Origin of the sequence: Solwaraspora sp. WMMA2080, assembly GCF_027497395.1 — a bacterium.
Classification (GTDB): domain Bacteria; phylum Actinomycetota; class Actinomycetes; order Mycobacteriales; family Micromonosporaceae; genus Micromonospora_E.
Genome location: NZ_CP114910.1, coordinates 3,871,269 through 3,897,052 on the forward strand (window position 1 = coordinate 3,871,269; position 25,784 = coordinate 3,897,052).

The 25,784-nt window shown below is 72.1% G+C and carries 24 protein-coding genes; 6 read left to right on the forward strand and 18 right to left on the reverse strand.

Going from position 1 to position 25,784, the window contains the following annotated elements; all coding sequences use genetic code 11:
- Nucleotides 1–93 precede the first annotated feature (93 nt).
- The 8 genes from lysS to O7543_RS17675 form a co-directional block, all read right to left on the reverse strand.
- The gene (gene lysS, locus O7543_RS17640) at nt 94–1,602 is read right to left on the reverse strand and encodes a lysine--tRNA ligase (protein ID WP_281552817.1); all 1,509 of its coding nucleotides are present in this window, start codon (nt 1,600–1,602) and stop codon (nt 94–96) included.
- Between the two features lie 116 nt (nt 1,603–1,718).
- Complete coding sequence (locus O7543_RS17645; protein WP_281552816.1) at nt 1,719–2,477, reverse strand: type III pantothenate kinase; 759 nt, start codon at nt 2,475–2,477, stop codon at nt 1,719–1,721.
- A gap of 16 nt (nt 2,478–2,493) precedes the next feature.
- Nucleotides 2,494–3,480, reverse strand: a complete 987-nt coding sequence (gene nadC, locus O7543_RS17650; protein ID WP_281552815.1) for a carboxylating nicotinate-nucleotide diphosphorylase — start codon at nt 3,478–3,480, stop codon at nt 2,494–2,496.
- Nucleotides 3,465–5,159, reverse strand: coding sequence for an L-aspartate oxidase (locus O7543_RS17655; protein ID WP_281552814.1), 1,695 nt, complete (start codon nt 5,157–5,159; stop codon nt 3,465–3,467). The genes nadC and O7543_RS17655 overlap by 16 nt, the downstream gene beginning before the upstream one ends.
- A 106-nt stretch (nt 5,160–5,265) precedes the next feature.
- The gene (locus O7543_RS17660; protein ID WP_281552813.1) at nt 5,266–6,171 is read right to left on the reverse strand and encodes a septum formation family protein; all 906 of its coding nucleotides are present in this window, start codon (nt 6,169–6,171) and stop codon (nt 5,266–5,268) included.
- A 106-nt stretch (nt 6,172–6,277) separates the two neighbouring features.
- Nucleotides 6,278–6,724 (reverse strand): aspartate 1-decarboxylase, encoded by a 447-nt coding sequence (panD, locus tag O7543_RS17665; protein ID WP_281552812.1) that lies wholly within the window; start codon nt 6,722–6,724, stop codon nt 6,278–6,280.
- Nucleotides 6,724–7,638 (reverse strand): pantoate--beta-alanine ligase, encoded by a 915-nt coding sequence (gene panC, locus O7543_RS17670; protein ID WP_281555807.1) that lies wholly within the window; start codon nt 7,636–7,638, stop codon nt 6,724–6,726. The genes panD and panC overlap by 1 nt, the downstream gene beginning before the upstream one ends.
- A 23-nt stretch (nt 7,639–7,661) precedes the next feature.
- On the reverse strand, nt 7,662–8,618 hold the full coding sequence (locus O7543_RS17675; RefSeq protein ID WP_281552811.1) for a Rossmann-like and DUF2520 domain-containing protein: 957 nt from the start codon (nt 8,616–8,618) through the stop codon (nt 7,662–7,664).
- A gap of 115 nt (nt 8,619–8,733) precedes the next feature.
- On the opposite strand from O7543_RS17675, the gene O7543_RS17680 reads away from it, so the two are divergent.
- Together O7543_RS17680 and O7543_RS17685 are read left to right on the forward strand one after the other, a co-directional pair.
- Nucleotides 8,734–9,744: an SAM-dependent methyltransferase gene (locus tag O7543_RS17680; RefSeq protein WP_281555806.1), complete on the forward strand. Its 1,011-nt coding sequence runs from the start codon at nt 8,734–8,736 to the stop codon at nt 9,742–9,744.
- A gap of 103 nt (nt 9,745–9,847) precedes the next feature.
- On the forward strand, nt 9,848–11,029 hold the full coding sequence (locus O7543_RS17685; RefSeq protein ID WP_281552810.1) for an NADH-quinone oxidoreductase subunit D: 1,182 nt from the start codon (nt 9,848–9,850) through the stop codon (nt 11,027–11,029).
- A 7-nt stretch (nt 11,030–11,036) separates the two neighbouring features.
- Here O7543_RS17685 and O7543_RS17690 read toward each other — a convergent pair whose 3' ends face one another.
- The 4 genes from O7543_RS17690 to O7543_RS17705 form a co-directional block, all read right to left on the reverse strand.
- Nucleotides 11,037–12,719: a hypothetical protein gene (locus O7543_RS17690; protein ID WP_281552809.1), complete on the reverse strand. Its 1,683-nt coding sequence runs from the start codon at nt 12,717–12,719 to the stop codon at nt 11,037–11,039.
- A gap of 112 nt (nt 12,720–12,831) precedes the next feature.
- On the reverse strand, nt 12,832–13,905 hold the full coding sequence (locus tag O7543_RS17695; RefSeq protein ID WP_348650021.1) for a glycine betaine ABC transporter substrate-binding protein: 1,074 nt from the start codon (nt 13,903–13,905) through the stop codon (nt 12,832–12,834).
- Between the two features lie 169 nt (nt 13,906–14,074).
- Nucleotides 14,075–14,815, reverse strand: coding sequence for an ABC transporter permease (locus tag O7543_RS17700; protein ID WP_281552807.1), 741 nt, complete (start codon nt 14,813–14,815; stop codon nt 14,075–14,077).
- The gene (locus tag O7543_RS17705; RefSeq protein WP_281552806.1) at nt 14,812–15,504 is read right to left on the reverse strand and encodes an ABC transporter permease; all 693 of its coding nucleotides are present in this window, start codon (nt 15,502–15,504) and stop codon (nt 14,812–14,814) included. The genes O7543_RS17700 and O7543_RS17705 overlap by 4 nt, the downstream gene beginning before the upstream one ends.
- 2 nt (nt 15,505–15,506) lie before the next feature.
- On the opposite strand from O7543_RS17705, the gene O7543_RS17710 reads away from it, so the two are divergent.
- Entirely contained in the window at nt 15,507–16,496 is a 990-nt protein-coding gene (locus tag O7543_RS17710; protein ID WP_281552805.1) for an ABC transporter ATP-binding protein, read from the forward strand.
- 6 nt (nt 16,497–16,502) lie between these two features.
- On the opposite strand, the gene O7543_RS17715 is transcribed toward O7543_RS17710, so the two are convergent.
- From O7543_RS17715 to folP, 6 genes are all read right to left on the reverse strand, one after another.
- On the reverse strand, nt 16,503–16,823 hold the full coding sequence (locus O7543_RS17715; RefSeq protein WP_281552804.1) for a hypothetical protein: 321 nt from the start codon (nt 16,821–16,823) through the stop codon (nt 16,503–16,505).
- Nucleotides 16,824–16,896: 73 nt separating this feature from the next.
- Nucleotides 16,897–18,471 (reverse strand): ABC transporter permease, encoded by a 1,575-nt coding sequence (locus O7543_RS17720; RefSeq protein WP_281552803.1) that lies wholly within the window; start codon nt 18,469–18,471, stop codon nt 16,897–16,899.
- A 224-nt stretch (nt 18,472–18,695) separates the two neighbouring features.
- The gene (locus O7543_RS17725; RefSeq protein WP_281552802.1) at nt 18,696–19,163 is read right to left on the reverse strand and encodes a DUF3180 domain-containing protein; all 468 of its coding nucleotides are present in this window, start codon (nt 19,161–19,163) and stop codon (nt 18,696–18,698) included.
- A 91-nt stretch (nt 19,164–19,254) separates the two neighbouring features.
- Nucleotides 19,255–19,782 (reverse strand): 2-amino-4-hydroxy-6-hydroxymethyldihydropteridine diphosphokinase, encoded by a 528-nt coding sequence (gene folK, locus O7543_RS17730; RefSeq protein ID WP_281552801.1) that lies wholly within the window; start codon nt 19,780–19,782, stop codon nt 19,255–19,257.
- Between the two features lie 13 nt (nt 19,783–19,795).
- Entirely contained in the window at nt 19,796–20,218 is a 423-nt protein-coding gene (gene folB, locus O7543_RS17735) for a dihydroneopterin aldolase (protein WP_281552800.1), read from the reverse strand.
- Nucleotides 20,215–21,087, reverse strand: coding sequence for a dihydropteroate synthase (folP, locus tag O7543_RS17740; RefSeq protein WP_281552799.1), 873 nt, complete (start codon nt 21,085–21,087; stop codon nt 20,215–20,217). Before folP ends, folB begins: the two co-directional genes overlap by 4 nt.
- A 370-nt stretch (nt 21,088–21,457) precedes the next feature.
- Here folP and O7543_RS17745 point away from each other — a divergent pair, with 370 nt between their 5' ends.
- The 3 genes from O7543_RS17745 (at nt 21,458) to O7543_RS17755 (ending at nt 25,784) form a co-directional block, all read left to right on the forward strand.
- A complete protein-coding gene (locus O7543_RS17745; RefSeq protein WP_233606437.1) occupies nt 21,458–21,745 on the forward strand; it encodes a hypothetical protein in 288 nt (95 codons plus the stop codon).
- Nucleotides 21,746–21,760: 15 nt separating this feature from the next.
- Nucleotides 21,761–22,123: a hypothetical protein gene (locus tag O7543_RS17750; RefSeq protein ID WP_123603834.1), complete on the forward strand. Its 363-nt coding sequence runs from the start codon at nt 21,761–21,763 to the stop codon at nt 22,121–22,123.
- A gap of 64 nt (nt 22,124–22,187) precedes the next feature.
- Nucleotides 22,188–25,784 carry an ATP-binding protein gene (locus tag O7543_RS17755; protein WP_281552798.1) on the forward strand — a complete coding sequence of 1,199 codons (3,597 nt, stop codon included), beginning with the start codon at nt 22,188–22,190 and terminating at the stop codon, nt 25,782–25,784.

Here is a 25,784-nt window from a genome sequence, read left to right on the forward strand (position 1 = left end):
GAGCACGTTCTCCCGCAATCAGGAGCACAATAGCCCGAAAGATGCGCCAGCCGTCAATAGGACGCGCAAACTCCCCGAAAAAAATCTGGCCGACTACTCCGGACGGACCAGAGGGAAGAGGATGGTTTCGCGAATACCCAGGCCGGTCAGGGCCATGAGCAACCGGTCGATTCCCATTCCCATGCCCCCGGCCGGCGGCATTCCGTACTCCATGGCCCGGAGGAAGTCCTCGTCGAGGCGCATCGCCTCCGGGTCACCACCGGCGGCCAGCCGCGCCTGGGCCACCAGTCGCTCCCGCTGCACCACAGGGTCGACCAGCTCGCTGTACGCGGTGGCCAGCTCGACGCCGCGCACATAGAGGTCCCACTTCTCGGCCAACCCCTGCTCGACGCGGTGCGCCCGGGTCAGCGGGCTGGTCTCCACCGGGTAGTCCCGCACGAAGGTCGGCTGGAGCAGAGTCGGCACGACCAATTCCTCGAAGAGTTCCTCCGCCAGCTTGCCCGGACCCCACTTCGGGTCCACGGCGACATCGAACTTCTCGGCGTAACGTAGCAACTGCGCTCGGTCGGTCCGTACAGTGACTTCCTCACCGAGAGCTTCTGACAACACTCCGTACAGAGTCACCGTACGCCACTGGCCACCAAGGTCGAACTCCGACCCGTCGGCGTGGATCACCACATGTGACCCACTGATCGCGCTGGCGCACTCCTGTACCAGATCCCGGGTCAGCCGCGCCATGGTGTCGTAGTCCCCGTACGCCTCGTAGGTCTCCAACATGGCGAACTCAGGCGAGTGCGAAGAGTCAACCCCCTCATTGCGGAAGTTCCGGTTGATCTCGAACACCCGGTCGATGCCGCCGACCACGCAGCGCTTGAGGAATAGCTCGGGAGCGATTCGCAGATACAGATCGACATCAAGAGCGTTGCTGTGCGTGACGAACGGCCGGGCCGCTGCGCCCCCGTGCAGCACCTGCAGCATCGGCGTCTCCACCTCGGTGAACCCCCGCTGGTGGAAGGAGTCGCGCAGGGTACGCAGCACCGTCGCCCGGGTTCGCACGGTCCGACGCGCCTCCGGACGGACGATCAGGTCGACGTACCGCTGCCGGACCCGGGCCTCCTCACTCAACGGCTTGTGCGCCACCGGCAGCGGACGCAGCGCCTTGGCGGTCATCTGCCACGAGTCGGCGAGCACCGAGAGCTCACCCCGACGGCTGGTGATCACCTCGCCGGCCACCCCCACGTGGTCGCCGATGTCGACCAGCCGCTTCCAGTCCTCCAGCCGCTCGGCACCGACCCGATCCCGGGACAGCATCACCTGCAACTCGGTGCCATCACCCTCACGCAGCGTCGCGAAACAGAGCTTGCCGGTGTTCCGCACAAAGATCACCCGGCCGGTGACCGCCGCCTGTTCGCCGGTGGCGGTGTCGATCGGCAGGTCGCCGAAGCGCTGCCGCAACTGCGCCAGAGACGTGGTCCGGGGGAAACCGACCGGATAGGGCTCCGCGCCCTGGGCCAGCAGCCGGTCCCGCTTCTCCCGGCGCACCCGCATCTGCTCGGGCAGATCCGCTGCGGAATCGTCGGGTACGGTCACGTGCTCGGTCACGGCGGGCATCCTCAACACAGGGGGTACGGACAACGGTGCGACCTCGTGGTCACGGTCCGGCCACGAGCGTACTCAACCAGGGTTCCGTGACGCAGCTGACAAGGCCGCAGTGGGGATCAGGTGTTCCGCTCGTACACCATCCGCAGGCCGATAAGGGTGATCATCGGTTCGTGGTGGGTGATGGTGCGGCACTCACCGATCACCACCGGGGCCAGTCCGCCCGTCGCGATAACTGCGCTGAGCTGCCCCAACTCCGCCGCCATCCGCTCCACGATGCGGTCCACCTGGCCGGCGAAACCGAAGTACATGCCGGACTGCAGGCACTCTACGGTGTTCTTGCCAATCACCGACCGGGGCCGGGTCGGCTCGACCTTGCGCAGCTGGGCGGCGCGGGCCGACAACGCGTCGAAGGATATCTCGATGCCGGGAGCGAACGCCCCGCCGAGGAACTCACCCCGGGCGCTGATCACGTCGAAGTTGGTGGTGGTGCCGAAGTCGACGACGATCGACGGGCCACCGTACAAGGTGTGCGCGGCGAGGGTGTTGACCACCCGGTCCGATCCGACCTCCTTGGGGTTGTCGATCGCCAGCTGCACCCCGGTCCGCACCCCGGGCTCCACGATCACGCTGGGAATGTCGCCGTAGTAGCGGCCGAGCATGGTCCGCAGCGAGCGCAGCGCCGCCGGTACGGTCGAGCAGGCGGCCACCCCGGTGAGTTCCACAGCATCCCCGGCGAGCAGCCCGCGGAACATCAGGCCGAGCTCGTCGGCGGTTGACCGGGCGTCGGTCTTGATCCGCCACGAGTGCACCAGCTTGTCCCCGTTGAACGTGGCCAGCACCGTGTTGGTGTTACCGATGTCGATGCAGAGCAGCATGTCGTCCCCTCGACGGTCAACCGGCGGGCCGGTCGGCACCAGCCGACGCGCTGACACCGGCCGGTCGCAGATCCAGCGCGATGTCCATGATCGGCGAGGAGTGGGTCAACGCCCCGACCGACAGGTAGTCCACCCCGGTCCGCGCGTACCGGGCCGCGTTGGCCAGGGTCAGTCCGCCGGTGGCCTCCACCTCGACCCGGTCACCCACCTCGGCGACGACCGCGCTCAGCAGCTCCGCCGGCATGTTGTCGCAGAGCAGGAACGTCGCCCCGGCCTCGACCGCCTCGACCGCCTCGGCCAACGTGGTCACCTCGACCTCCACCGGTACGCCGGGGAAGGCCTCGCGCACCCGGCGGTACGCGGCACCCACCCCGCCGGCGGCCAGCTTGTGGTTGTCCTTGACCATCGCCACGTCGTACAGACCCATCCGCTTGTTGCCGCCGCCGCCGACCCGCACCGCGTACTTCTCCAGCAGCCGCAGCCCGGGGGTGGTCTTGCGGGTGTCCAGCACGGTCGCCTTCGACCCGGCGAGGGCGTCCGTCCAGGCCCGGGTATGGGTGGCCACCCCGGAGAGCCGGCTGATCAGGTTGAGCGCGGTCCGCTCGCCGGTGAGCAGGGTCCGGACCGGGCCGGTCAGCGTGGCCAGCACCGTACCGGCCGGCACCCGGTCACCGTCGGCGCGGTGCAGCCGCACCTCGACCGGGCCGGCAGAGCCGGCACCATCGGCAGAGCCGGCACCGCCGACCGAGCCGGCAGGGTCGGCGGTCGGCGACGGGACCGCCGCGAAGACAGCGGCGACCAGCGGCAACCCGGCCACCACCCCGGCGGAGCGGGCCACCAGTTCGGCGGTGCCGAGCTGCCCCGGATCGATGGTGGCCGCCGACGTGACGTCCAGCCGGTCCGGGCCGAGATCCTCGGCCAGCGCGGTCGCCACCACCCGGTGGACCACCTCCGGGTCCAGACCGCAGGCCAGCGACGCGGCGACGGTCACCTCGCTACGCATGACGGCTCCCAGGTGAGAGTGGGCTGCCCGACCGGGCCGAGCGCGCTGACCAGATGCCCCAGCCAGCCCTCGGCCGCCGACGGGAAATCGTCGCGCCAGTGACAACCCCGGGTCTCCTGCCGGGCGTACGCCGCCGCCACCAGCGCGGTGGCGACGGTGACCAGGTTAGTCGCCTCCCATCCGGCGGTGCCCGGCGTGCCCCGGCCACCGGCGAGCCGGCGCAGCTCGACGGCGGCGCCGTCCAGCGTCGTGGCGGAACGCAGCACTCCGGCGCCCCGGCTCATCGCCCGCTGCAGCGGCTGCCGGGCCTCGGCCGGCAACAACCAGCCGTCGGCCCGATCGGTCGCCCGGCCGGTACCGGCCGGCTCCAGCTGCGGCGGCAGGTCGCGGGTGACGTCCCGGGCGATCCGCCGGGCGAAGACCAGGCCCTCCAGCAGCGAGTTGCTGGCCAGCCGGTTGGCACCGTGCACACCGGTGCAGGCCACCTCGCCGCAGGCGTACAGGCCGGGGATGGTGGTGCGGCCGTGCAGATCGGTGCGGACGCCGCCGGACGCGTAGTGGGCGGCCGGTGCCACCGGGATCAGCTCCTCGGCGGGGTCGATCCCGATGGCCCGGCAGGACGCCACAATCGTCGGGAAACGCCGGGCCAGGAACTCACCGCCCAGATGCCGGGCGTCGAGCTGTACGTGGTCGACGTCGACCGCCGACATCACCCGGTGGATGCCCTTGGCGACCACGTCGCGTGGGGCCAACTCGGCGAGCTCGTGCTGGCCGAGCATGAACCGCTTGCCGTCGGGGTCGAGCAGCAGCGCGCCCTCGCCGCGCAGCGCCTCGGACACCAGCGGTTGCTGGCCGCTGCCGCCAGTGACACCCGGCACCACCAGGGCCGTCGGATGGAACTGGACGAACTCCAGGTCCGCCACTGCCGCGCCGGCTCGCAGCGCCAGCGCCACACCGTCGCCGGTGGAGACCGCCGGATTGGTAGTGGTTGCGAAGATCTGCCCCATCCCGCCGGTGGCCAGCACCACGGCGCGGGCCAGGATCGCGCCCACCCCGTCCGGCGAGCCCTCGCCGAGCACGTGCAGAGTGACTCCGCAGGCCCGGGCCGGCTCCCCGTCGGCGTCCGGTGCGGCACGCAGCAGGTCGACGACCAGAGCGTGCTCGACCAGCCGGATCCAGGGGTCCCGACGGACCGCGGCGTGCAACGCCCGCTGCACCTCGGCGCCGGTGGCGTCGCCGCCGGCATGCACGATCCGGTTGGCCCGGTGACCACCTTCCCGGGTGAGCAGCAGCACACCGTCGGCGTCCCGGTCGAACTCGGCACCGACCCGGATCAGCTCCCGGATCCTGGCCGGCCCCTCCTCGACGAGCACCCGGACCGCGTCCGGATCGCACAGCCCGACCCCGGCGGTCTCGGTGTCCTGCGCGTGCGCGGCCGGGGTGTCCAGCGGGTCCAGCACGGCGGCGATCCCACCCTGTGCCCACCGGGTCGACCCGTCGTCGATGTTGACCTTCGTCACGACGGTGACGTGCAGCCCGGCTTCCCGCAGGTAGAGCGCGGCGGTCAGGCCGGCGATGCCGGAGCCGACGACCACCACGTCGGTGGTCTCCGCCCAGCCGGGATCCGGCGCGGCGAGCTGACCGGGCAGCTCGGGCAGGGCCGGGATACGCAGTCGCATGGGCAGAGTCAACCGCGCCGGCCCTGGCAGCGGGCCGCCGGGGCCGGCGGATGTGGGCCGGTACACCCGTCCGGGCACCCGGCGGCGGCCGTCACGAGGCCGGCCACTACTCGTACTGGATGGGCAGGCCCTCGGTGCCGACGTCCTTGAGCGACCGCTCGACGTTGCGTTCGTCGAGCCACAGGTAGCAGCGGACGCCCCGGTTGCCGGCCGCCCACTCGGCGGCACCGCCCGGCAGCGAGATCACCCCGGTACGGAACTGCAGGTTGCCGTCGAGTGGCACATCCGCGTACCGGCCGATCACCTTGCGGCACTCGGTGTGGAACTGGTTCCAGTCCCGGTCCCGGGTCGGATACTCGATGTCCGGTGCCTGCCAGACCCCGGCGAACTCCGCGTTGTGCGGCTCGTCGCACTCCTCGGCCGGCATGGTGTCGATCGCGCCGTTGTCGTCGTTACGGACCGCGTAGCAGGTCAGATGCAGCGGCGATGGCTCAGCCAGCTCGTCGCGCAGGCTCGCGGTGCGCGACGCCGTCCCACCGTTGTCCTCCACGTTGGTCACCTCGGTGACGTCGCAGCGGAACCAGCGGGCACCACCTTCCCAGGCGGCCGGGGACGGCACCGCCACCCCCACCCAGAGCCGGCCGAGCCGCCAGTCGGCACCGACGTACTCGCTGGTCGCGGAGTCGCACTCGGCGTACGCGACACGGATTTCGGGCGAGCCCTGCGCCGGCGGCGCGGTCGCCTCCGCAGCCTCAGCGCCGAACGTGCCGACATGCACCGTCTCCACCCGGTGCGGGGCCGAGCAGTCGACCGGGCTGTACGACGACAGGTAGGCGGTCTCCGCGAAGTCCCCCGGATGGCAGACCTCGGCCGGCGGCACGAACGGGCTCGGCTCGGGGATCGGCTGCCAACTGTTGGTGAGCTCGCCGTCCACCCCGGCGGGCAGGCCGCACCCGGTCAGGCCGAGCACAAGCGCTCCACCGACCGCGAAAGCGGCGGTCCATCGGCGCATCGAGTCCCTCCCACGGGCTGGCTGGCGGTCCGGACCGCCGAGCATACGACACCTTTGAGTGACCGTACGGTCACCGCCCGGCTTGCGGTCGACAACCGTCACCACGCTAAGGCCTGCCGGCAACCACCGGCCAGCCGGCGGCGGTGTCGCCACGGACCGGGTCGCCCACCACACCGGCGGGTGCCCCGGCCGGGTCGGCATCGAGCTGGATCACCCGGTTGGCGGCGTCAACGTGCACCACCCGGGGCTGACAGGCGCGGGCCTCGGCGTCGGTGAACTGCCCGTACGCGATCAGGATCACCAGGTCACCGGGGTGCACCAGGTGAGCGGCGGCCCCGTTGATGCCGATCACCCCACTGCCCCGGGCCCCCTCGATGACGTACGTCTCCAGCCGGGCGCCGTTGGTCACGTCGACGATCGCCACCTGCTCGCCGGGCAGCAGGTCGGCCGCGTCCAGCAGGTCGGCGTCGATGGTGACCGAGCCGACGTAGTGCAGATCGGCCTGGGTCACCGTGGCCCGGTGGATCTTGGATTTGAGCATGGTGCGCAGCATCAGGATCCTTCCGATCGGGAGCCGGCCAGCTCCACCGGGGTGTTGTCGATCAATCGGGTGTCACCGACCCGGGCGGCGATCAGCAGCCGGGCCGGACCGGGCACCGCCGGCCCCAGCTCGGGATCGGTCAGCGCCAGGTAGTCGAGCTCGGCGGCGCCACCGGTGTGCTGGTCGAAGGCAGCCCGGCCGGCGGCCAGCACCTCGTCGGCGGAGACGCCCGCCGTCGCCGCGTCCACGCCGGCCCGCAGTGCCCCGGCCAGCCCCAGCGCCACCTGCCGCTGCTGGGGCGACAGGTAGCGGTTACGGCTGGACCGGGCCAGCCCGTCCGACTCCCGGACGGTCGGCACTCCGACGATGGCCACTGGCAGGTCAAAGTCGCGCACCAACCGCCGGACCAGGGTCAGCTGCTGGTAGTCCTTCTCCCCGAAGAAGGCCAGGTCGGGCCGGGTGATCTGGAGCAACTTCAGCACCACGGTCAGCACCCCGTGGAAGAAGCCCGGCCGGCTCGCCCCCTCCAGGATCTCCCCGATCGGCCCCGGGTCGACTCTGACCTGCGGCTCGCCGTCCGGGTAGACCTCGGCCCGGGCCGGCGCAAAGACCGCCCGGACCCCGGCCCGCCGGCAGACCGCCAGGTCGTCGTCGATGGTGCGCGGGTACCGGTCGAAGTCCTCGGTCGGCCCGAACTGCAGCGGGTTGACGAAGATCGTGGCGATCACGTGGTCGGCGCGGGCCGCCGCCGCGCGCAGCAGGGCGTCGTGCCCGTCGTGCAGGGCACCCATCGTCATCACCACCGCCACCGAGCCGGACCAGCCGGCCCGCAGCGCGGCGAGCTCGGCGCGGGTCCACGCCACTTGCAGCCCGGCCGGTGCGGTCGGCGCGGTCGAGGTGGTCGGCGCGGTCGAGGCCGGGCTCATCGCACTCATCGGACCGGCCGTGCTCATCGGACCGGCTCCCGACGCCGGCCCGACGTGGCGACCGGCTCCCGGCCGGCCAGCACGTCGAGCAGCGGCACCGCAGCGGCCGCCGGCAGCCGGCCGGCGGCGATCGCCCGGTCCGCGGTACGCCGGGCCAACGCCAGATAGCCGGGCAGGCTCTCCGCGGCGGTGTCAGCCAGCCGGTCCAGGTGCCGGGCGACGGTGCCGGCGTCGCCGCGCGACACCGGCCCGGTCAGCGCGGCGTCGCCGCGCGCCAGGGCGTTGTCCAAGGCGGCGCGCAGCAGCGGTGCGAGCACCCGGCCGGGGTCGGCGACCCCGGCGTCGCGCAGCCGGTCGCTGGCCTCGTTGACCAGGGTGACCAGGTGGTTCGCGCCGTGCGCCAGGGCGGCGTGGTAGAGCGGCCGGTCCATCTCGGCGACCCACTCGACGGTGCCGCCCAGCGCCGCCACCAAGCGGGTGGCCAGCGGCCGCAGCGGCCGGTCGGCGGTAACTCCGTAGCTGATCCCGGGCAGCCTGTCCAGGTCGCCGCGCTCGCCGGTGAAGGTCATCGCCGGGTGCAGCGCCAGCGGGGCGGCGCCGACCACCGCGGCCGGGGCCAGCACGGCGAGACCGTGCGCTCCCGAGGTGTGTGCCACGACCTGGCCGGGCCGCAGTACGCCGGCCGCCACCAGGTCGGCCACCACGGTCGGCAGCACGTCGTCGGGCACCGCGAGGATCAGCAGCTCGGCGGCGTCGGCGACCTCGGCCACCGGCCAGGGCTGGACGCCGGGCAACAGCCGGCGGATCCGGTCCCGGCTGGCCGGGCCGGCACCGGAGACCGCGGTGATTCGATGGCCGGCGGCGGTCAGGGCAGCGGCGAGCACCGCGCCTACCCGGCCGGCGCCCACGACCCCGACAGCAGGGTCGGTAACCCGGGCAGCGGAAACGTCCGCCGCCGCCGGGCGCGCCGATGCGCTCATGATGTGATCCAGTCCTCGAACGGGGGTACCGGTCGATGCCAGTATGCGCCGAGGCAACGGACCGGAAACAACGGTGTGTGAAAACCTTCACCCGCTGATCTAGGGTGGCCGGGTGCTGACCTGGCGGGACGCCATCTCCACCGCGCTGTACGGACCGGAGGGCTTCTATGTGACCGGCGGCACCCCGGTGCCCGCCGCGCACTTTTCGACCAGCGCCCAGACCGGTACGCCGTTCGCCCGGGCGGTGCTGCGGCTGCTGCGCCGGGTCGACCGCCTCCTCGACCACCCGGACCCGGTCGACCTGGTCGACGTCGGAGCCGGCGGCGGTGAACTGCTCGACGCCGTACACCGGCTGCTTGCCGACCCGCCCGGGACGCTTGCCGACCGGATCCGGTTGACCGGCGTCGACCCGGCGCCCCGACCGGCCGGCCTGCCCGAACCGGTCGCCTGGCGGACCGCGCCGCCGACGGGAACCACCGGGCTGCTCGTCGCCACCGAGTGGCTGGACAACGTACCGCTCGATCTGGCCGTCCGCGACGGTGACCGGCTCCGCTGTCTGCTGGTCGACCCGGCAACCGGCCGGCAGCACCCCGGCCGGGAACTCGGCGCCGCCGACTCCGCCTGGCTGGCCCGCTGGTGGCCGCCGCTGCCGGACGGGGCGCAGGCTGAGATCGGTCGCCCCCGCGACGAGGCCTGGGCCGCGGCGGTACGTACCCTGCGCCGGGGCGTCGCCGTGACAGTCGACTACGGCCACCGGTACGCCGACCGCCCGGTCACCGGCACCCTGACCGGTTTCCGGGCCGGCCGTACGGTGGCCCCGGTCCCCGACGGCTCCTGCGACCTCACCGCGCACGTGGCGATCGACGCGGTCGCCGCCGCCGGATCGGCGGTCGTTGGCGGGGCCGGCCACCTGCTGTGCCGGCAGCGGGACGCGCTGCACCGACTCGGGGTGCACGGCCGCCGACCGCCGCTGGCGCTGGCCGGCACCGACCCGCGTGGCTATCTGGCCGCGCTGGCCGCCGCCAGCACCGCCGCCGAACTCACCGACCCGGACGGCCTCGGCGGGCACTGGTGGCTGGTCCAACCCGTCGGGCTGGCCGTCGACGCCGAATCCCTGCTGGTCTGAAACCCGGATCCCCTGCTGGTCCGAAACCGGGATCCCCTGCTGGTCCGAAACCGGGATCCCCGCCGACCGTGTGGCGGGGAGCCGGCGTGCGACGATGGCCGGCATGGACACCGACACCGGTTCGCCGCCCCCGGCCGGGTCGGCCGACGGACTCCGCCAGCTGACCGTCGGCACCGGCGCCGGGCTGGACACCGCCGACATGGTGCTCAACATCGGCCCACAGCACCCGTCCACGCACGGCGTACTCCGGCTCAAGCTGGTCCTCGACGGCGAGCGGGTGGTCTCCTGCGAGCCGGTGATCGGCTACATGCACCGCGGCGCCGAGAAGCTGTTCGAGGTCCGCGACTACCGGCAGATCATCATGCTGGCCAACCGGCACGACTGGCTGTCCGCGTTCGCCAACGAGCTGGGGGTGGCGCTCGCCGTCGAACGGATGATGGGCATCGAGGTGCCACAGCGGGCCACCTGGCTGCGGACCGCGCTGGCCGAACTGAACCGGGTGCTCAACCACCTGATGTTCCTCGGCTCGTATCCACTGGAGATCGGCGCGCTCACCCCGGTGTTCTACTCGTTCCGGGAGCGGGAGACGCTGCAGGCCGTGCTGGAGGAGGTCTCCGGCGGCCGGATGCACTACATGTTCAACCGGGTGGGCGGCCTCAAGGAGGAGGTGCCGGCCGGCTGGACCAGCCGGGCCCGGGAAGCGATCGGCCAGGTCGAGGCCAGGATGCCCGACCTGGACCGGCTGATCCGGCGCAACGAGATCTTCCTCGCCCGTACGGTCGGGGTCGGGGTGCTCGACGCGGCGACGGCCGCCGCGTTCGGTGCCTCCGGGCCGGTCGCCCGGGCCAGCGGGCTGGACCTGGACCTGCGCCGCGACGAGCCGTACCTCGCCTACGGTGAACTGGACGTGCCGGTGGTCACCCGCCGGGCCGGCGACTGCCACGCCCGGTTCGAGGTGCTGCTCGACCAGGTGTACGCCTCGCTCGACCTGGCCCGCCGCTGTCTGGACCGGGTCGACCAGTTGAGCGGGCCGGTCAACGTACGGCTGCCGAAGGTGGTCAAGGCACCCGAGGGCCACACCTACGCGTGGACCGAGAACCCGCTCGGAGTCAACGGCTACTACCTGGTCTCCCGCGGGGAGAAGACCCCGTGGCGGCTCAAGCTGCGGACCGCCTCCTACGCCAATGTGCAGGCGTTGGCGACGCTGATCCCCGGCAGCCTGGTGCCGGATCTGGTGGCGATCCTCGGCTCGATGTTCTTCGTGGTCGGCGACATCGACAAGTGACGCCGGTCTACCGCCAGCGGCGGTCGTCGGGGTAGTCGGCGTCGTCACGGAAGCGGCCACGGCCGTCGTCGTCGCGGTACCGCCGGCCACCGTCGTCCGGGTCCCGGTAGCGCCGGCCCGGGGCGCCGTCGTCGTAGTCGCGGTAGCGCCGAGCCGGCTCATCGTCGTAGTCACGGTACCGGCGGCCGGCGGTGCCCTCCTCCGCGTACCGGCGGGGCGGCTCGTCGTCGCGGTAGCGCCGGCCGGACGTGTCGTCGCGGTAGCGCCGGCCCGGTTCCGCGGGTTCTTCGTCCCGGTACCGGCGGGGCGGGTCGTCGTCGCGGAACCGGCGCGGCGGGTCGTCGTCGCGGAACCGGCGACCGACGTCGTCCTCCTCGTCCCGGTACCGACGGCTGCGCCGGACCGGCTCGTCGTCGAGGGGATCGTGGGCCGGCGACGACCATGCCGGGGGCGACTCGCCGCCACTGCCGGCCGGCAACGCCGGCAGCGCCGCACGCCGGCCGGTCCCGCTGACCCCTGGTCCGTCCGACGGCGGGTCGGCCATCCGTTGGTCCCACCGGGCGTCCCGCCACGCCGGCTCGTCCGCGACCCGATCACCGCCCGACCCCAGCAGGTCGCCCCGGTCCTGCGGGTACCGGCCGTTACGGGTGCCGGCCCCGGACCGGGCCGGTGGGTAGTCGTCCTCACGGGCCGGTGGCCACCGCTCGGCCGGCGACCCGGTGCTGAAGCCGTCGGCCCGCCCGACGTCCCACCGGTCGACGGGTCGGTCGCCGTACCGTTGCTCGGCGCTGTCGTCCCGGTCGCCACTCCACGACCAGCGCTCCTCCGGCTGGTCGCGCAGCCGGCGTTCGGTCCACGACTCCTCGTCCGGCTCGGCGGAACGCCGCCCACGGGCCGCCGGAGCGGACCACTCACCGTCGATGGACTCGCCACCCCGGCCGCCGGAACGGGTCCCGCCGTACACCGTGCCGGCGGGCTCGTCGTCGGCCCGCGGGTCGACGACCTGCCGGGTGCTCACCTGGACGGTCTCCGGCTGCCGGACGGCGCCGTTCGGCCCCTGCTGGCGGGGCAGCACGGTGCCGCTGACCGCCGGGACCGAGGCCCGGCCGGCCTGGCCGCCCGAGCCGTACTGACCTGCGGAGCCGTACTGGCCGCCGTTGTACTCGCCTCCGTAGCCGGCAGCCCCGGTCGGGCCGGAGGCCGGCACCGCCGCCGGTACGGCGGACGCCGGAGCGGCCTGATCGAACCGGTCGTAGCCGGCGCGGTCACCGCCCGGCTGTGCCCGGGCCGGATCACTGCGGGCGATCTCGGCGCGAGTCCCGTCCAGTTGACCACGAAGCGCCTCGACGTCGTCCTGAACCGCCTGCATCTTCTCGCCGAAGGCGCGGTGCGTCGCCCGGACGGCGGTGGAAATGTCGTTGCGCACGTCCTCGCGGAGCACGTCCATCTCCTCGACGAGCGCATCCTCCATGTCGGCGCGCATAGTTTCCACGCCGCCACGCAATGTGATTGACAATCCGATCAACACCACGGACGCGATAGCGATCACCATCGCCAGTCGCAACGAGCCGTCGCCGTCGCCAAGCAGCAGCAAAAGCGCAGCCAGCGGCGCCAAGCCCAGGCCACCCCAGGTAAGCCACTTGAGCGGAACCGTGCGGCGCGGCTCCTCTTCGGCCTCGGGAGCGGACATGGCTGTGGAGCCTACCGACATCTACAGATCAACGGAACGGGTACCGCCTGCTGTCCGAGAAGGTAGGCTCCACAGCCCGGGTGGCCGGCGACAGTCCGCGCCAGCCACGAAATCAGCCGGTCGCCAACGCTCCGTCCGACGAGAACACCAGACCGACACTGATCTCGCCGGTGGTCAACGCGGTCTTGGTCTGCGGCCCACCGGCGTCAAGCGAGCTGAACTCCCCGGCCCGGAAGTCGTACACCTCGACCAGCCCTTCCTGGCACTTGGGACGCTGCGGGCACTCCGGCGGACCGCCCAGGACGGTCGCCGTACCGGAGCATTTCTCCGCCAGGTCGGAAAGCGTACTGACGCCGTACTCGTCGGCGAAGGCACTGGTCACCGCGAACGCGTTCTGGTCCTGTGCCGCAGACGCCTCGCCGAAGACGATGCCGACCTGCTCGCCGACCTCGCGGAGCCCGGTCATCGTCTCGTCCAGGTCCGGCGACGAGATCGCCGGCGCGTTCTCCCCCGCGACCTTGTTGTTGATGAAGTCCGCCATGGTGGCCGCGTACTCCGGCACCACCTGGATCTCCCCGGTCTCCAGCGCCGGCTCGTACAGCTCACGGTTGCCGATCTGCTGCACGGTGACGTCGTAGCCCGCCGCCGTCAGCACGATCCGGTACAACTCGCCCAAGGTCTCGCTTTCACTGAAGTTGGCCGCGCCGACGATCAACTCACCGCCCGGTCCGGTCTCGATACCGTCGGTCAGGCCCTCGGCGGCGGCGAACTCCTCGGCCGCGGCCTGCGGCGTCTGACGGTCGACGTCGACCGCCCGGTTGAGCCCGATCAGCTTCTCGGTGTCCAACGCTGCCGACACCCTGTTCAGGGCGGCGATGACCTGCGGCGATGCCGCGTCGGCGTTGACCGCCGGCACGATGTTGTCGGTGTTCTGCAGCTTCTTGTCGTCAGTCAGCACCACCAGCTGGTCGCCGGCTACCGGTGCGCAGCCGGCACCGGACGCGCCGGCATCCGGCGCCTCGGTGCCGGATGACCCCGCCTCGCCACATGCGGCGAGGAAACCCGCCGCGGTGAGCGCGCCGACCGCGCTCAGGGCGATACGTGTCCGTGCATGCATGATTGCCCGCCTCCTGTGTCCCGGCGCGCCCCCATCGGGCCGGCCGCGTGTCCGACGGGCGCGGCACATGCCCGCGCGAGCGTGCTGCGGGCAGCACGGCAGCCGCGACGGGGCCCCGGCCCGTGCCGGCATGCCGTCACCCGTTCCCTCTACCGAACATCCTCACCGTTGGGTCCGACAACAGATGAAGATCGGTTGTCACCGGATCGTCATCCGGCCCGAACGGAAAGCGACGTACTCAACCCGAGCCGACCGCGCTGGTCTGCTCGTTCGCCCGCCGGCCGGTCCGGCGCAGCGGCCGCGGAGTGAACGCCCGTTCGAGCACCGCCAGCAACCCTTCAGTGACCAGCGCCAAGGTCGCCACCAACAGACCGCCGGCGAGGATCTGGCCGCCGCCGATCGAGATGCCCAGTCCGAAGCCCGCACTGATGATCTGCCCGAGACCTCCGCCGTTGACGAACGCCGCCAGCGCCGCCGTCGCCACCACCTGCACCGCCGCGGTCCGGAACCCGGCCGCCAGGTACGGCACCGCGAGCGGCAACTCGACCCGGCGCAGCACCTGCCAGCCGGACAGTCCCATCCCCCGAGCCGCCTCCCGCACCTGCGGATCGACCTGCCGGATCCCGGTGAACGCGTTGGCCAGCAGCGGTGGTACGGCGAACACCGCCAACGCCAGGATCACCGGCGGCTTGCCGAAGCCCAGGAAGGTCAGCGGCAGAATGGACAGCAGGGCGATGGTCGGCACCGCCAGCGTCAGGTTCGACACCAGCACCACCAGGCCGCCGCCCCGGCCGGTGTGCCCGAGCCACAGTCCGACCGGCCAGGCCACCAGGCAGCCGACCGCGACCGCGGCGGCCGAGATGGTCAGGTGCTCACCGAGGCGGTCCAGCACACCACCGGGGTTGGTCCAGTTGAGTGGGTCGTTGAGCCAGGTCACCGCCTGCTCGACCGGGTTCGCCGCCACACTCTGCCGGCTCACGGGGCGACCCGCCGGGCCCAGGGCGTCAGCAGCCGTCCGGCACCCGCCAAGAGCAGGTCGAGCAGCAGGGCCAGCGCCACGCTCAGCAGCGTACCGGTGAGGATCTGGGCTTTGTAGAAGTTGTTCCGGAAGCCGCTGAAGATCAGGTCGCCGAGGCCGCCATAGCCGATCAGCGAGCCGATGGTGACCAGCGCGACTGTGGAGACCGTGGCCAGCCGCAAGCCGGTCATGATGCCGGGCAGCGCCAACGGCAGTTCGATGCGCAGCAGTCGACCGAACCGGCCGTACCCCATCCCGTCGGCGGCCTCGATGGTCGCCGCCGGCACCTGGCTCAGCCCGGCCAGCGAGTTGCGCACGACCAGCAGCAGCGCGTACAGCACCAGGGCGATCAGCACCGACGCGGGATTGGTCGCGCCGACGTAGGGCGCGATGAAGGCCAGCAACGCCAGCGACGGGATGGTGTAGAGCACGCCGGTGAGGGCGAGGATCGGCCCGGTCAGCGACCGGAACCAGTACGCGACCACCGCCAGCGGCACCGCCAGCAGCGCGGCGATCAGCACCGCCTGTACCGTCAGGGTGACGTGTTCGGTCAACGCGGCGACGATCGTCGACCAGTTGTCCCGTACGTACTGACCGGAGAACCACGGGTTACCCGGATCAGCCCGGTCGGCGAGCAGGTGGAAGGACACAGGTGGACGGTACCGTGCGGGACACCGACGCCGACGGAGCGGCGGCGATCACCTTGACCGACATCGGCAAGCAGTTCCCGGACGGGACACGCGCCGTACAGAGCCTTTCCCTGGAGATCCCCGCCGGCCAGTTGGTGGTGTTGATCGGCCCGTCCGGCTGCGGCAAGTCCACCGTGCTCCGGATGATCAACAGGCTGATCGAGCCGACGACCGGGCGGATCATGCTCGGCGACGAGGACGTCACCCAGGTCGACCCGGTGCGGCTGCGCCGCCGGATCGGATACGTGATCCAGCACGTGGGGCTCTTCCCGCACCAGACGATCCGGGCCAACGTCGGCACGGTCCCCCGGCTGCTCGGCTGGCAGCGGGACCGGATCCGGCGCCGCGCCGACGAACTTCTCGACCTGGTCGGGCTGGAACCGGGCCGGTACGGCAAGCGCTACCCGCACGAACTGTCCGGCGGGCAACGCCAGCGGGTCGGCGTCGCCCGGGCACTGGCCGCCGACCCGGTCGTCCTGCTGATGGATGAGCCGTTCTCCGCGGTCGACCCGATCGCCCGCGGCCGGCTGCAGGAGGAGTTTCTCCGCCTGCAGGCCGAGGTACGCAAGACGATCGTGCTGGTCACCCACGATCTGGACGAGGCGGTACGGCTGGGCGACCGGATCGCCGTACTGTCCGAAGGCGGCCGGCTTGAGCAGTATGCGGCACCGGCCGAACTGCTCGGCGGGCCGGCGTCCCCGTTCGTGACCGAGTTCGTCGGCGCCGACCGGGCGATCCGCCGGCTCGCGGTCACCCCGGTGAGCCGCGAACTGCTCGACGACGACCCGAGGGCTCCGGATCCGGCCGGGCTGCCCACCCTCGCCCTGGGTACCTCGCTCTACGACGCGCTGGCCCGGTTGCTGGTCAGCGGCGCGGAGCACGCCCGGGTGGTCGACGACGCCGACCAGCCGGTCGGCGTGGTGAGCCGACGCCGGATCCTCGACGCCGGCTGACCTGCATCAGCTCCGCTGCCCGGGCCGCAGCAGGTAGTCGATGAACGCTGCCCGTAGCAACGGTTCCGACTCGCCGTACTCGTGGCCGGTGAACTCCCGCCACAGCGCCACCGCGTCCTCGACGGTCGGGCCGATCGAGTTCGGCGCGCCATCCAGCTCACTGGCGTCGTCGGCCCGGGACAGCCGCTGGGTTATCGACCAGAAGAATCCCAGGTCCTTGCGCTGCCGGGCCAGCTCGAACGCCTGCTCCCGCAACTGTTCGGTGGAGAGCCGATCGAGTTCCTCGAAGGTCGGCGTGGCGCGGTCTGCGGCCGGCGATTCGGTCATATCAGCGAGCCTAACCCGCCGGTCCGTCGCTGGCTTGGCAGCTGGCCTGCTCGGCGGCTAGCCTGCCGGCGGGTCAGCGACTGTCGGTGCCCCATTGGTCGTCGGCGCCCCAGCTGTCGCTGGTATCCCAGCGGTCCCGGGCCGGCGCCGGCTGGGCGGGCAGGGAGGCAGACCAGGACTGCTGGCCGCCGGTGGGCGGGTCGGACGGCCAGCCGGAGCCGGCCTGGGCATGCTCCGGCCAGTCCGCCGGCCGACCGTCGTAGTGGACCGGCTCGGATTCACCAGCCGACTCGCCTGCGGTCTGCTCGGCTTCCTGGGCTTCGCCGGCGTCGTCGACCGAGGTCGACCGTGGCCGGCCGAACGTCTCCACCAGACGGGTCACCGTCAGCCCGACCACCACCGCGACGGCGCCGGTGGCGTACAGCGCGATGTCGAGGTCACGCAGCTCGGCGTACCTGATGAAGAGGGTCAGGCCGATCACCGCCAACACGGTCCCGAAGACACCGCCCCGGCGGCCGAAGACGCTGGTCCCGCCGAGCAGCGCCGCGCCGATCGCCACCGCTGTCCACTCCAGCCCCACCGACGGGCTGACCGGGCCGTTGCCGACGGCGGCCAGCAGCACCCCGCCGACGACCGCGAAGACCATCGACAGGATCAGCGCACCGCTGGTGACCAGTGCGGCGACGCCGCCCCGCCGGTCGGCCGGGTCGGCGACCGGTCGGAACCGCCCGACCCCCCGCCGGATCGACTTGATCGTGCCGAGGGATCCACCGAGCAGCGCCAGCACGACGAAGCCACCGAAGAGCACGAACGCCTGGCCGGTCGGGTCGAAGGCACCCTGCAGGTCGACCGGGCCGGACCGCTGCTGGATGAAGACGACCGCCACACAGGCGGCAACCAGGCTGCCTGCCCAACCGGGCACCTGCAGGCCAGCGACCAGCAGCGCCGTCCCCGCACCGAGCACCACCGCCCAGATGATGCCGGTGACCAGCACCGGCACCACGCCGTTGTCGCCGTTCTCGGCGAAGTGCAGCGCGGCGGCCACCGCCACCGGCCCGATGGCCAGGTTCGGCGCCCCGGCGCGCAGCGTGACCCCGGCGGCGAGCGCGAACAGGCCGAGCCCGGTTGCGTAGACCAGCAGCGGATCGCGGGTGCCGGCGGTGGTGAGACCCGGGTCGACCCGGTAGAGCAGGTAGCCGATCCCGCCGACCACCAGCAGCAGGATCAGTTCCCAGATGAAGTGCACGCCGAGCCGGTCCCGGCCGCGTTCGCCGTGGTAGGGGTCGTCGAAGACGTCGTCGAGCGCCGTGGACGCCCGTCGGCGACGGCTGTGCCGGGTGGTGGCGGAGTTGCGTGTCGCCTGGTCCGCGGCAGCGGATGAGTTCCCGGTCGCGGCGGAGTCCGCGGTGATGGAGCCTCCGGCCGTGGAGAAGTCCGCAACGGTGGAGAAGGAACTTGTCGAGTAGCCGGCCGGGCCGCGACGACCAGGCTCGGCCGCCGGATACCGCGTGTCGCCGTAGCGGGTGTCGCCGTAGCGGGTGTCGCCGTAGCGGGTGTCGCCGTAGCGGGTGTCGCCGGGCGGATGGTGGCCGGTCGGATCCGAGGTGCTCGCGTTCCGCCGGCGATAAGGCGAATCGTCGTACGCCATACCGCGTCTCCTCTGGTCGCTCAGTCGACCAGTGTGTGGCGTCCGCGCGGTGGCCCGGGCAGCCGTACCGGTCGCAGGCACCGTACCCGCGACCAGGTCCGGCCGTCACCCCCCGTATCCGGCCGAGCTGCCCGGAACCGGGTCGATGCCGGGTCGGCACTTGCCCAGCGGACCGGCCCGGCAGACCGGTCAGTCAGTCGACAGCCGGTCGGTGGGCAGTCCGGTCAGTCGGCCGGCTGGTCCGGGGTGTCGGAGTCCTCCGGGCGGTCCGGGACCCGGCAGGCCCGCTCCAGCCAGAGCGCCGCCGCGACCAGCGCGACCGCAGCGACCAAACCGCTGCCAGCGGCCGGCAGGTCGTTGCTTGCCGCCCGGGTCGGCTGGATGAACAGCCACAGCACCAGACCGGCATAGAAGCCGGCGAAGATCGCACCGGCGAGGGAGGACGCCTTGGCCAGCACCACGAAACGGGCGGCGAGCAGCGGGTTGACCGGGTCGTGCCCGGGCTGGCGGTCGACCCGGGCCCGAGTGTTCAGCGCCGCGTACCCTTCGAACACGGCCAATGCCGCCAGCGTCACGGAGGGTAGCCAGGGTAGGACCGGCATCCGTACGTACCAGCTGCTGATGACCAGCCAGCCGACCGCCGCGGCGGCCAGCGCCGCCACCACCAGGGTGGACAACCTGGTAGGCCCCATCCGTGGCTCGTCAGGCTCCCGTCCACGCGGGCTGACTCCCGGTCCGGTCACGGCAGCATCAACCCCGGCAAGGTGATCGACAGACGCACGTTCACTGGGTCGACTCTAGCGGCAGATCCGGTCGGGGGCGCAGTTCGAGCAGGTCCCCGGCGACCGGATCGTGGTTGAGCAGGTCGGTCAGCCAGCCGTGGCCGGGCAGTTGGCCGTACGGCTGGACGTCGATCCACGGTCGCAGCACGAACGCCCGCAGCCGCGCCCGGGGATGGGGCAGCACCAGCTCAGGATCGTCGCTGAACACCGGGACGTCGTCGTCGGTCCAGACCGCGACGACGTCCGCATCCAGGCTGCGTGGCCCGTACGGCCGGTCCGGATCCCGCACCCGGCCGGCGGCCCGTTCGAGGCTGCGGCACCGGTCGAGCCAATCGGCCGGCGCGGCGCCCGGGTCGGCCACCAGCGCGACCGCGTTGAGGTAGTCGGGCTGCGCCGGGTCGCCCCACGGCGGGGTCTCGTAGACCCCGGAGACGACCAGCAGTACGTCGTCCAGCGACCGCACCGCCGCGCGCAAGCGCCCGTACCGGTCACCGAGGTTGCTGCCCAGCGCCAGGACCGCCCGGGTCACGGTCGGCTCCGGGTCATGGTCGGCTCCGGGTCAGCACGACCGCGACGTCGGTGAACCGGTGTGCAATCGGCGCCTGCGGCTTGTGCACGGTCACCGTGACCGAGTGGACCCGGTGGTCGGCCAGGCACTGGACGGCCAGCCGGTCGGCCAGCGTCTCGATCAGGTTCACCGGCTCGCCGCTGACGATCGCGACGAGCCGGTCGGCCAGCTCGCCGTAATGCACGGTGTCGGTGACGTCGTCCGAGGCAGCCGCCGACGTGAGGTCGACGGTGAGCTCGACGTCGACGACGAAGTCCTGCCCGGCGGCGCGTTCCTGCGGGTAGACGCCGTGCCGGCCGTGGGCGCGTAGCCCGGTCAGCACGATCCGGTCGGTCGTCGACGGCCGCGCGGCCCCCGGGTCGGGCGACGGCGCTGCGGCGGGCTGGTGGTCGGTCATCGACGGCTCCCCGGCGGATCGTCGGCGTCCGGGACGATCCGGGGACGCCCGCTGGCCTGCCACACCGCCAGCGCGTCGACGGTGTCCCGGACGTCGTGTACCCGGACCCCCCAGGCGCCGGCGGCGACCGCCAGCAGACTGGTGGCGGTGGTCGCTGCGGCCCGTTGGTCGACCGGCCGTGGCTGGCCTGCCGGGTCGGCGAGCAGTTGGCCCAGGTAGGACTTGCGACTGGCGGCGAAGAGCAACGGGCAACCGAGGTCGAGCAGTTCGGGCAGGCGGACGGTGAGCTGCCAGTTGTGCTCGGCCCGCTTGGCGAAGCCGAGACCGGGGTCGACGACGAGCCGGTCGGCGGCCACCCCGGCGGTCAGTGCGGCGTCGATCCGGGCGGCCAGCTCGGCGCGGACCTCGCCGACCACGTCGCGATAGTGCGCCAGGTCCTGCATCCGGTCGGAGTGCCCACGCCAGTGCATCAGAATCCACGGGCAGCCGGCGTCGGCGACCACCTCGGCCATCCGTGGATCCGCCAGACCGCCGGAGACGTCGTTCACCACCGCCGCCCCGGCGGCCAGCGCGGCGGCGGCGACCGCTGCCCGGGTGGTGTCGATGCTCATCGGTACGCCGGCGGCGGCGAGCGCCCGGACGACCGGAAGCACCCGGGCCACCTCGGTCGCGGCGTCGATCCGCACCGCTCCCGGCCGGGTCGACTCACCGCCGACGTCGATCAGGTCGGCGCCGTCGCGGTGCAGCCGGACGCCGTGGGCGACGGCGGCGTCGAGGTCGGCGTACCGCCCACCGTCGGAAAAGGAGTCAGGCGTGACGTTGAGAACGCCCATCACGACCGGCCGGGCCGGCCGCAGCAGATCGGTCACGGATAGGACGGTACCGGCGCGGCTCGGTGTCGGCCGGCAGAGGGCATGCTGGGTACTCTCGAACCAGACAACGGCGGCACGGCGGCGCTGTCGGTCGAGTTGCACGCAGCTTGTACCAGACAGGGGTGGCCCGTACGCTTTGCAGTTGCTGGTGGTCAGCGAGGGCAACGTCGAGGAGAAGGGCTGAAGTTGGACAAAAAGCCCACAAATCATCACCGTACGCGGTGATCGCCGGACGCAGGGTCGAAACTCGCGGCACGACCCGACACGTCCGTGAGGCTGGACAACTGCAGTGCCCCGGCTTCGCCGGCCGCACACCGGGGAGGTTCCCATGATCGAAACAACGCTCGTCGACACGGTCAACGCCGCCATGGCGTCCGTGGTCGACACGCTTCCGTTGCTGGCCGCGCCGGCTGGCGAGCCGGACCCGGCGCCGACCGGCTTCAACACCGAGGGCGTTGTCTCCTTCCTCGCCAGCAAGGTCGCGCCGATCCTGCTTGCCGTGCTGGGCGTGATCTTCATCGGCCGGGCCAGCAAGGGCGAGATCTCCAAGGTCCTGACCAGCTCCGCGATCGCGATCGTGGGTCTGGCGTTCATCGCCGGAGCGGCGACGCTCTTCTTCGTCGGCGACTACCTCATCAACCTGATGTTCGAATAGAGCGCGGGGCACAGGATGCGGCTGCGTACCGACGACGACATCTACCGCGCCCGGCTGGTCTACCTCGGCCCGCCCGGCTACACGTTGCCGATCCACCTGCCGTATGCACAGTACGGAGTGTTCATCCTCCTCGTACCGCTCTACATGTTCATCCACTGGGCGTTCACCTTCACCGTGGAACTCTTCCCCGCCTGGGAGATCGCGCTGGCGATCGTCACCACCTCCTTCATCTTCCGGTACGTCGACCCGGATCGGCCCGCCCGGATGGTGGTCCGGACCGCCCTCACCGACTGGCGCCGCACCAGGGAACCCGCCACTGAACAGCGAGACCCGCGACTGATCGCCAGCCACATCCGGATCCGGGAGGAGTTGGCATGACCCGCACCGACCACCGAACCGCAGCCGCTGTCCACCCGGCCGGCCGGCGGCGTGAGGCGATGGCATGAGTCGATCATTTCCGCCGGGCTCCTCCCACCCGGCCGGTCAGCCGTCCGGCACCAGCGGTAACGGTAAGCGATCGACCGACTACGACACCGCCGAGCTGGACGAGTCGACCGACACCGAACTGGTCACCAGCCCCAGCCACGGCGCGGTCGCCTTCTTTCAGGCACCCGCGGCATCCCGCGGCAGCCGGCCAACGCGAACCCCGCCGCCGGCACCACCAGTGCCCAATCCCAGAGCCGGTATGAGCGACAGCACCGACATCGACTCGCCCTTCTTGGACCTTTTCCCGGGTGCCGGCCCCGCCGGTGGCCATCAGCCGGGCCGCACACCACGCACGGCGATCCGACGCTCGGCCCAACACGACGCGATCGCAGCACCGACGCGGCCCGACGCCATCGAACCGCCCACCCGGCACGACGCCATCGCACCGCCGGCGCAGCAGACTGCCATCGGACCGCCCGCCCGGCACGATCCGCAGGGGACCCCCGGCGACGCGTCGGCCGGGGACACCCCACCCGCTGGGCCGATCGGCTCGGCGCTGTCCGGTCCCCCTGCCCCGCCACCCGAACCGCCGGTCCAGCGTCGAGCCGTCACGCCCACCCCGCGTACCGCCGCCGACCCGGCCCCGGCAGCCGAATCGGCCCCACCTCGTGACGGCCAGCCGGCCACCTCGGCGTCCACAGTGCCACCGTCACCACCGCCGGCACCGGCCCTGCCGCCACCGCCCGCCGCCACCCGCCGGCCCGGTCCGACCGCGCAACACGTTCGGAGCCGGCCCGAGCCGACACACGGGGCCAAGGCAGCGCAGCAAGATGGCGCACCGACACAACGCCGGCTACCGGCGACGCCGCAGCACGCTGCATCCCAGCAGCACGCCGCGCCCGCGCCCCAACAGCGCGCCGCACCCGCACCGGTGCATCGGCCGGCGCCGGCCGATGCACCGGTCAGCGGCAAGGGCAAGCGTGCCCGCCGGCGGGCCGCCGAGGTCGACCGGCCGGACAAGTTGATCAAGCCGGTGCCGGTCCGCCCCCCGAAGGTCAAGTTCACCGACCGGGACCCGGCCGCCGAACTCGCCATCACCGAGATCGCCGGCCACCTCACCTTCACCCCGAACACCGTGACCGCCTGGTACTGGCTGCCCGAGGTGCGCTGGGCGTTCCGGCCCGACGCCGAGCGGGAGGTGCTGCTGTCAGCCATCTCCGAGCAGTACGCCGGCCTGGCCGGATTCCGGGTGCACCTGCGCCGCACGACCCGGCCGTTCCCGGCCGACGAGTGGGCCCGCACCATCGACTCGCTAACCAGCAACCCCCTGCCCAACGTCTCCGACGCGGTCTCCTGGTCCGACCACCTGGTCGCCGCGCAACGGCACCTGATGGCGGTCAACCACGCCGAAGGGCAGACCTACCTGGGCATCACCTTCGCCCGCCGGTCGCTCGGCGACTCACTGTCCGAACGGGTGCTGCGGCTGTTCGGCCGCGGCGTCGCCGAGAGCGAACGCCGCCGGCTCGGCCGGATGGTCGAGCAGTTCGACGAGGTGCTGGGTGCCTTCGGCATGCGGGGTCGACGGGTCACCGCTGGCGAACTCGAATGGCTGCTCTACCGGTCGGTCGCGCTCTGCATGAACCCGCCAACCATGCTCTCGCCGGTCCGAAACGGCAACTGGGACCGCGGCGACCTGCTCGCCCTCACCGAGCAGGTCGAGCGCTACCGGACCCCGTACGGCTCGACGCTCAAGCTGGTCAACCGGATGACCGGCGAGGAGCGGCACGTCGCGGTGCTGGCAGTCGGCCGGATGGAGCCGCTGGAGATCCCGGAACGCCACGAGCCGTGGATGCACTTCCACGAACGGCTGCCGTGGCCGATGGAGATCTCCTCCCGGATCGACCTGCTCGGGCCGGCCGACTCGTTCCGCAACCTGGAGCACCGGCTCCGGATGATCCGCTCCCAGCAACTGGACTACGCCGAGCACGGCATCGACGCGCCGCCGGAACTGGAACGGCTCGCCAAGCGGGCCCTGCACATCGGTGACGAGATGACCACCGGCCTGCCGGTCGAGTCCGCCCGGGCGCACGGCTGGCACCGGATCGCCGTCGGTGGCCGGACCCGCGAAGAGTGTCTTGAACGGGCCCGCCGGCTGATCCAGCTGTACTCCCGGGAAATGCGCATCTCGCTGCAGCATCCGAAGAACCAGGACTGGCTGGCCCGGGAGTTCATCCCTGGGGAGCCGGTGGCGAACACCGGATACATCCGACGGATGCCGGTCAACCTGCTGGCCGCCGCGCTGCCGCAGGCCGCGTCGACGGTCGGCGACCGGCGCGGCGACCTGATCGGGCGGACCGCCGGCACCTGCCGCCGGCCGGTCTTCCTCGACCTGCACTTCCCGATGGAGGTCCGGGAACGTTCCGGGCTCGCCGTCTTCGTCGCCGAGCCGGGCGGCGGCAAGTCGACCCTGCTCGGCGCCCTCGGCTACCTGGCCGCCCGGCGCGGCGTGCAGGTCACCCTGCTCGACCCGTCCGGGCCGCTGGCCCGGCTCTGCGCCATGCCGGAGCTACGGCCGTACTCGCGGGTGCTCAACCTGACCGGTTCCGAACAGGGCACCCTGGCACCGTACTCTCTCATCCCCACACCGGTGCGCGGCGAGTTCGCCGCCGGAGCCGCCGGCGACCGCGAGTACGAAATTTCCGTGTCGAACGCCCGGGCCGAACGCCGGATGCTGGTCCAGGACATCTGCATGATGCTGGTGCCGCCGCAGGTGGCCCGGGAGTCGTCGACGGCCACCCTGCTGCGGCACGCGGTCCGCCAGGTGCCCGCCGAAGAAACCTCCACGCTGGACGACGTGGTCGCCTGCCTCAGCGGGCTCGACGACGACGGCCGTGAGCTGGCCAACCTGCTGCTGGACACCGCCGAGATGCCGCTGGCCCTGCTGTTCTTCGGCTCGCCGGAGCCGGGCCTGCTCGGTGCCGACGCCGCGCTGACCGTGATCACCATGGCCGGGCTGCGGCTGCCCGACCTGAAGATCGAACGCGAGTACTGGTCGGCCGAGGAGGCGTTGGCTCTGCCGATGCTGCACACCGCCCACCGGCTGGCGGTACGCCGCTGCTACGGCGGCTCGATGGGGTCACGCAAGCTCGTCGGCCTCGACGAGGCGCACTTCATGGAGGGCTGGCGCTCCGGCCGGTCCTTCCTGGTCCGGCTGGCCCGCGACTCCCGCAAGTGGAACCTGGCCGCGCTGGTCTCGTCGCAGAATCCACGGGACATCCTGGGGCTGGACGTGCAGAACCTGGTCTCCACCGTCTTCGTCGGCCGGATCGCCGAGGACGAGGAGATCGCCGCCGAGGCGCTGCGCCTGCTGCGTGTCCCGGTCGACGACGGTTACGAGGCGACGCTCGCCTCGTTGTCTAGCGTAGACAGTTCTTCCGCGAGCCGACTGGGCTTTCGGGAGTTCATCATGCGCGACGTGGACGGTCGGGTGCAGAAGGTCCGGGTGGACGTCTCATACGTGGACGGACTGCTCGACCACCTCGACACCACACCCGGTACGCCGCAGGCGGCACCCGCCGGTCTGCCGACCGCGCTCAGCGACCTGGAGGTGTGA

Bases quoted from the DNA above. Each gene is read 5' to 3' on its own strand.
- O7543_RS17675 (WP_281552811.1), bottom strand. From the start codon at position 8,618: ATGAGCGCATCGGCGCGCCCGGCGGCGGCGGACGTTTCCGCTGCCCGG.
- panC (WP_281555807.1), bottom strand. From the start codon at position 7,638: ATGAGCCCGGCCTCGACCGCGCCGACCACCTCGACCGCGCCGACCGCA.
- nadC (WP_281552815.1), bottom strand. From the start codon at position 3,480: ATGCGTAGCGAGGTGACCGTCGCCGCGTCGCTGGCCTGCGGTCTGGAC.
- O7543_RS17755 (WP_281552798.1), top strand. From the start codon at position 22,188: ATGAGTCGATCATTTCCGCCGGGCTCCTCCCACCCGGCCGGTCAGCCG.
- O7543_RS17715 (WP_281552804.1), bottom strand. From the start codon at position 16,823: ATGACCGAATCGCCGGCCGCAGACCGCGCCACGCCGACCTTCGAGGAA.
- O7543_RS17685 (WP_281552810.1), top strand. From the start codon at position 9,848: ATGGACACCGACACCGGTTCGCCGCCCCCGGCCGGGTCGGCCGACGGA.
- O7543_RS17655 (WP_281552814.1), bottom strand. From the start codon at position 5,159: ATGCGACTGCGTATCCCGGCCCTGCCCGAGCTGCCCGGTCAGCTCGCC.
- O7543_RS17750 (WP_123603834.1), top strand. From the start codon at position 21,761: ATGCGGCTGCGTACCGACGACGACATCTACCGCGCCCGGCTGGTCTAC.
- O7543_RS17720 (WP_281552803.1), bottom strand. From the start codon at position 18,471: ATGGCGTACGACGATTCGCCTTATCGCCGGCGGAACGCGAGCACCTCG.
- panD (WP_281552812.1), bottom strand. From the start codon at position 6,724: ATGCTGCGCACCATGCTCAAATCCAAGATCCACCGGGCCACGGTGACC.
- folB (WP_281552800.1), bottom strand. From the start codon at position 20,218: ATGACCGACCACCAGCCCGCCGCAGCGCCGTCGCCCGACCCGGGGGCC.
- O7543_RS17660 (WP_281552813.1), bottom strand. From the start codon at position 6,171: ATGCGCCGATGGACCGCCGCTTTCGCGGTCGGTGGAGCGCTTGTGCTC.
- O7543_RS17725 (WP_281552802.1), bottom strand. From the start codon at position 19,163: ATGGGGCCTACCAGGTTGTCCACCCTGGTGGTGGCGGCGCTGGCCGCC.
- O7543_RS17645 (WP_281552816.1), bottom strand. From the start codon at position 2,477: ATGCTGCTCTGCATCGACATCGGTAACACCAACACGGTGCTGGCCACG.
- O7543_RS17690 (WP_281552809.1), bottom strand. From the start codon at position 12,719: ATGTCCGCTCCCGAGGCCGAAGAGGAGCCGCGCCGCACGGTTCCGCTC.
- O7543_RS17745 (WP_233606437.1), top strand. From the start codon at position 21,458: ATGGCGTCCGTGGTCGACACGCTTCCGTTGCTGGCCGCGCCGGCTGGC.
- O7543_RS17695 (WP_348650021.1), bottom strand. From the start codon at position 13,905: ATGTGCCGCGCCCGTCGGACACGCGGCCGGCCCGATGGGGGCGCGCCG.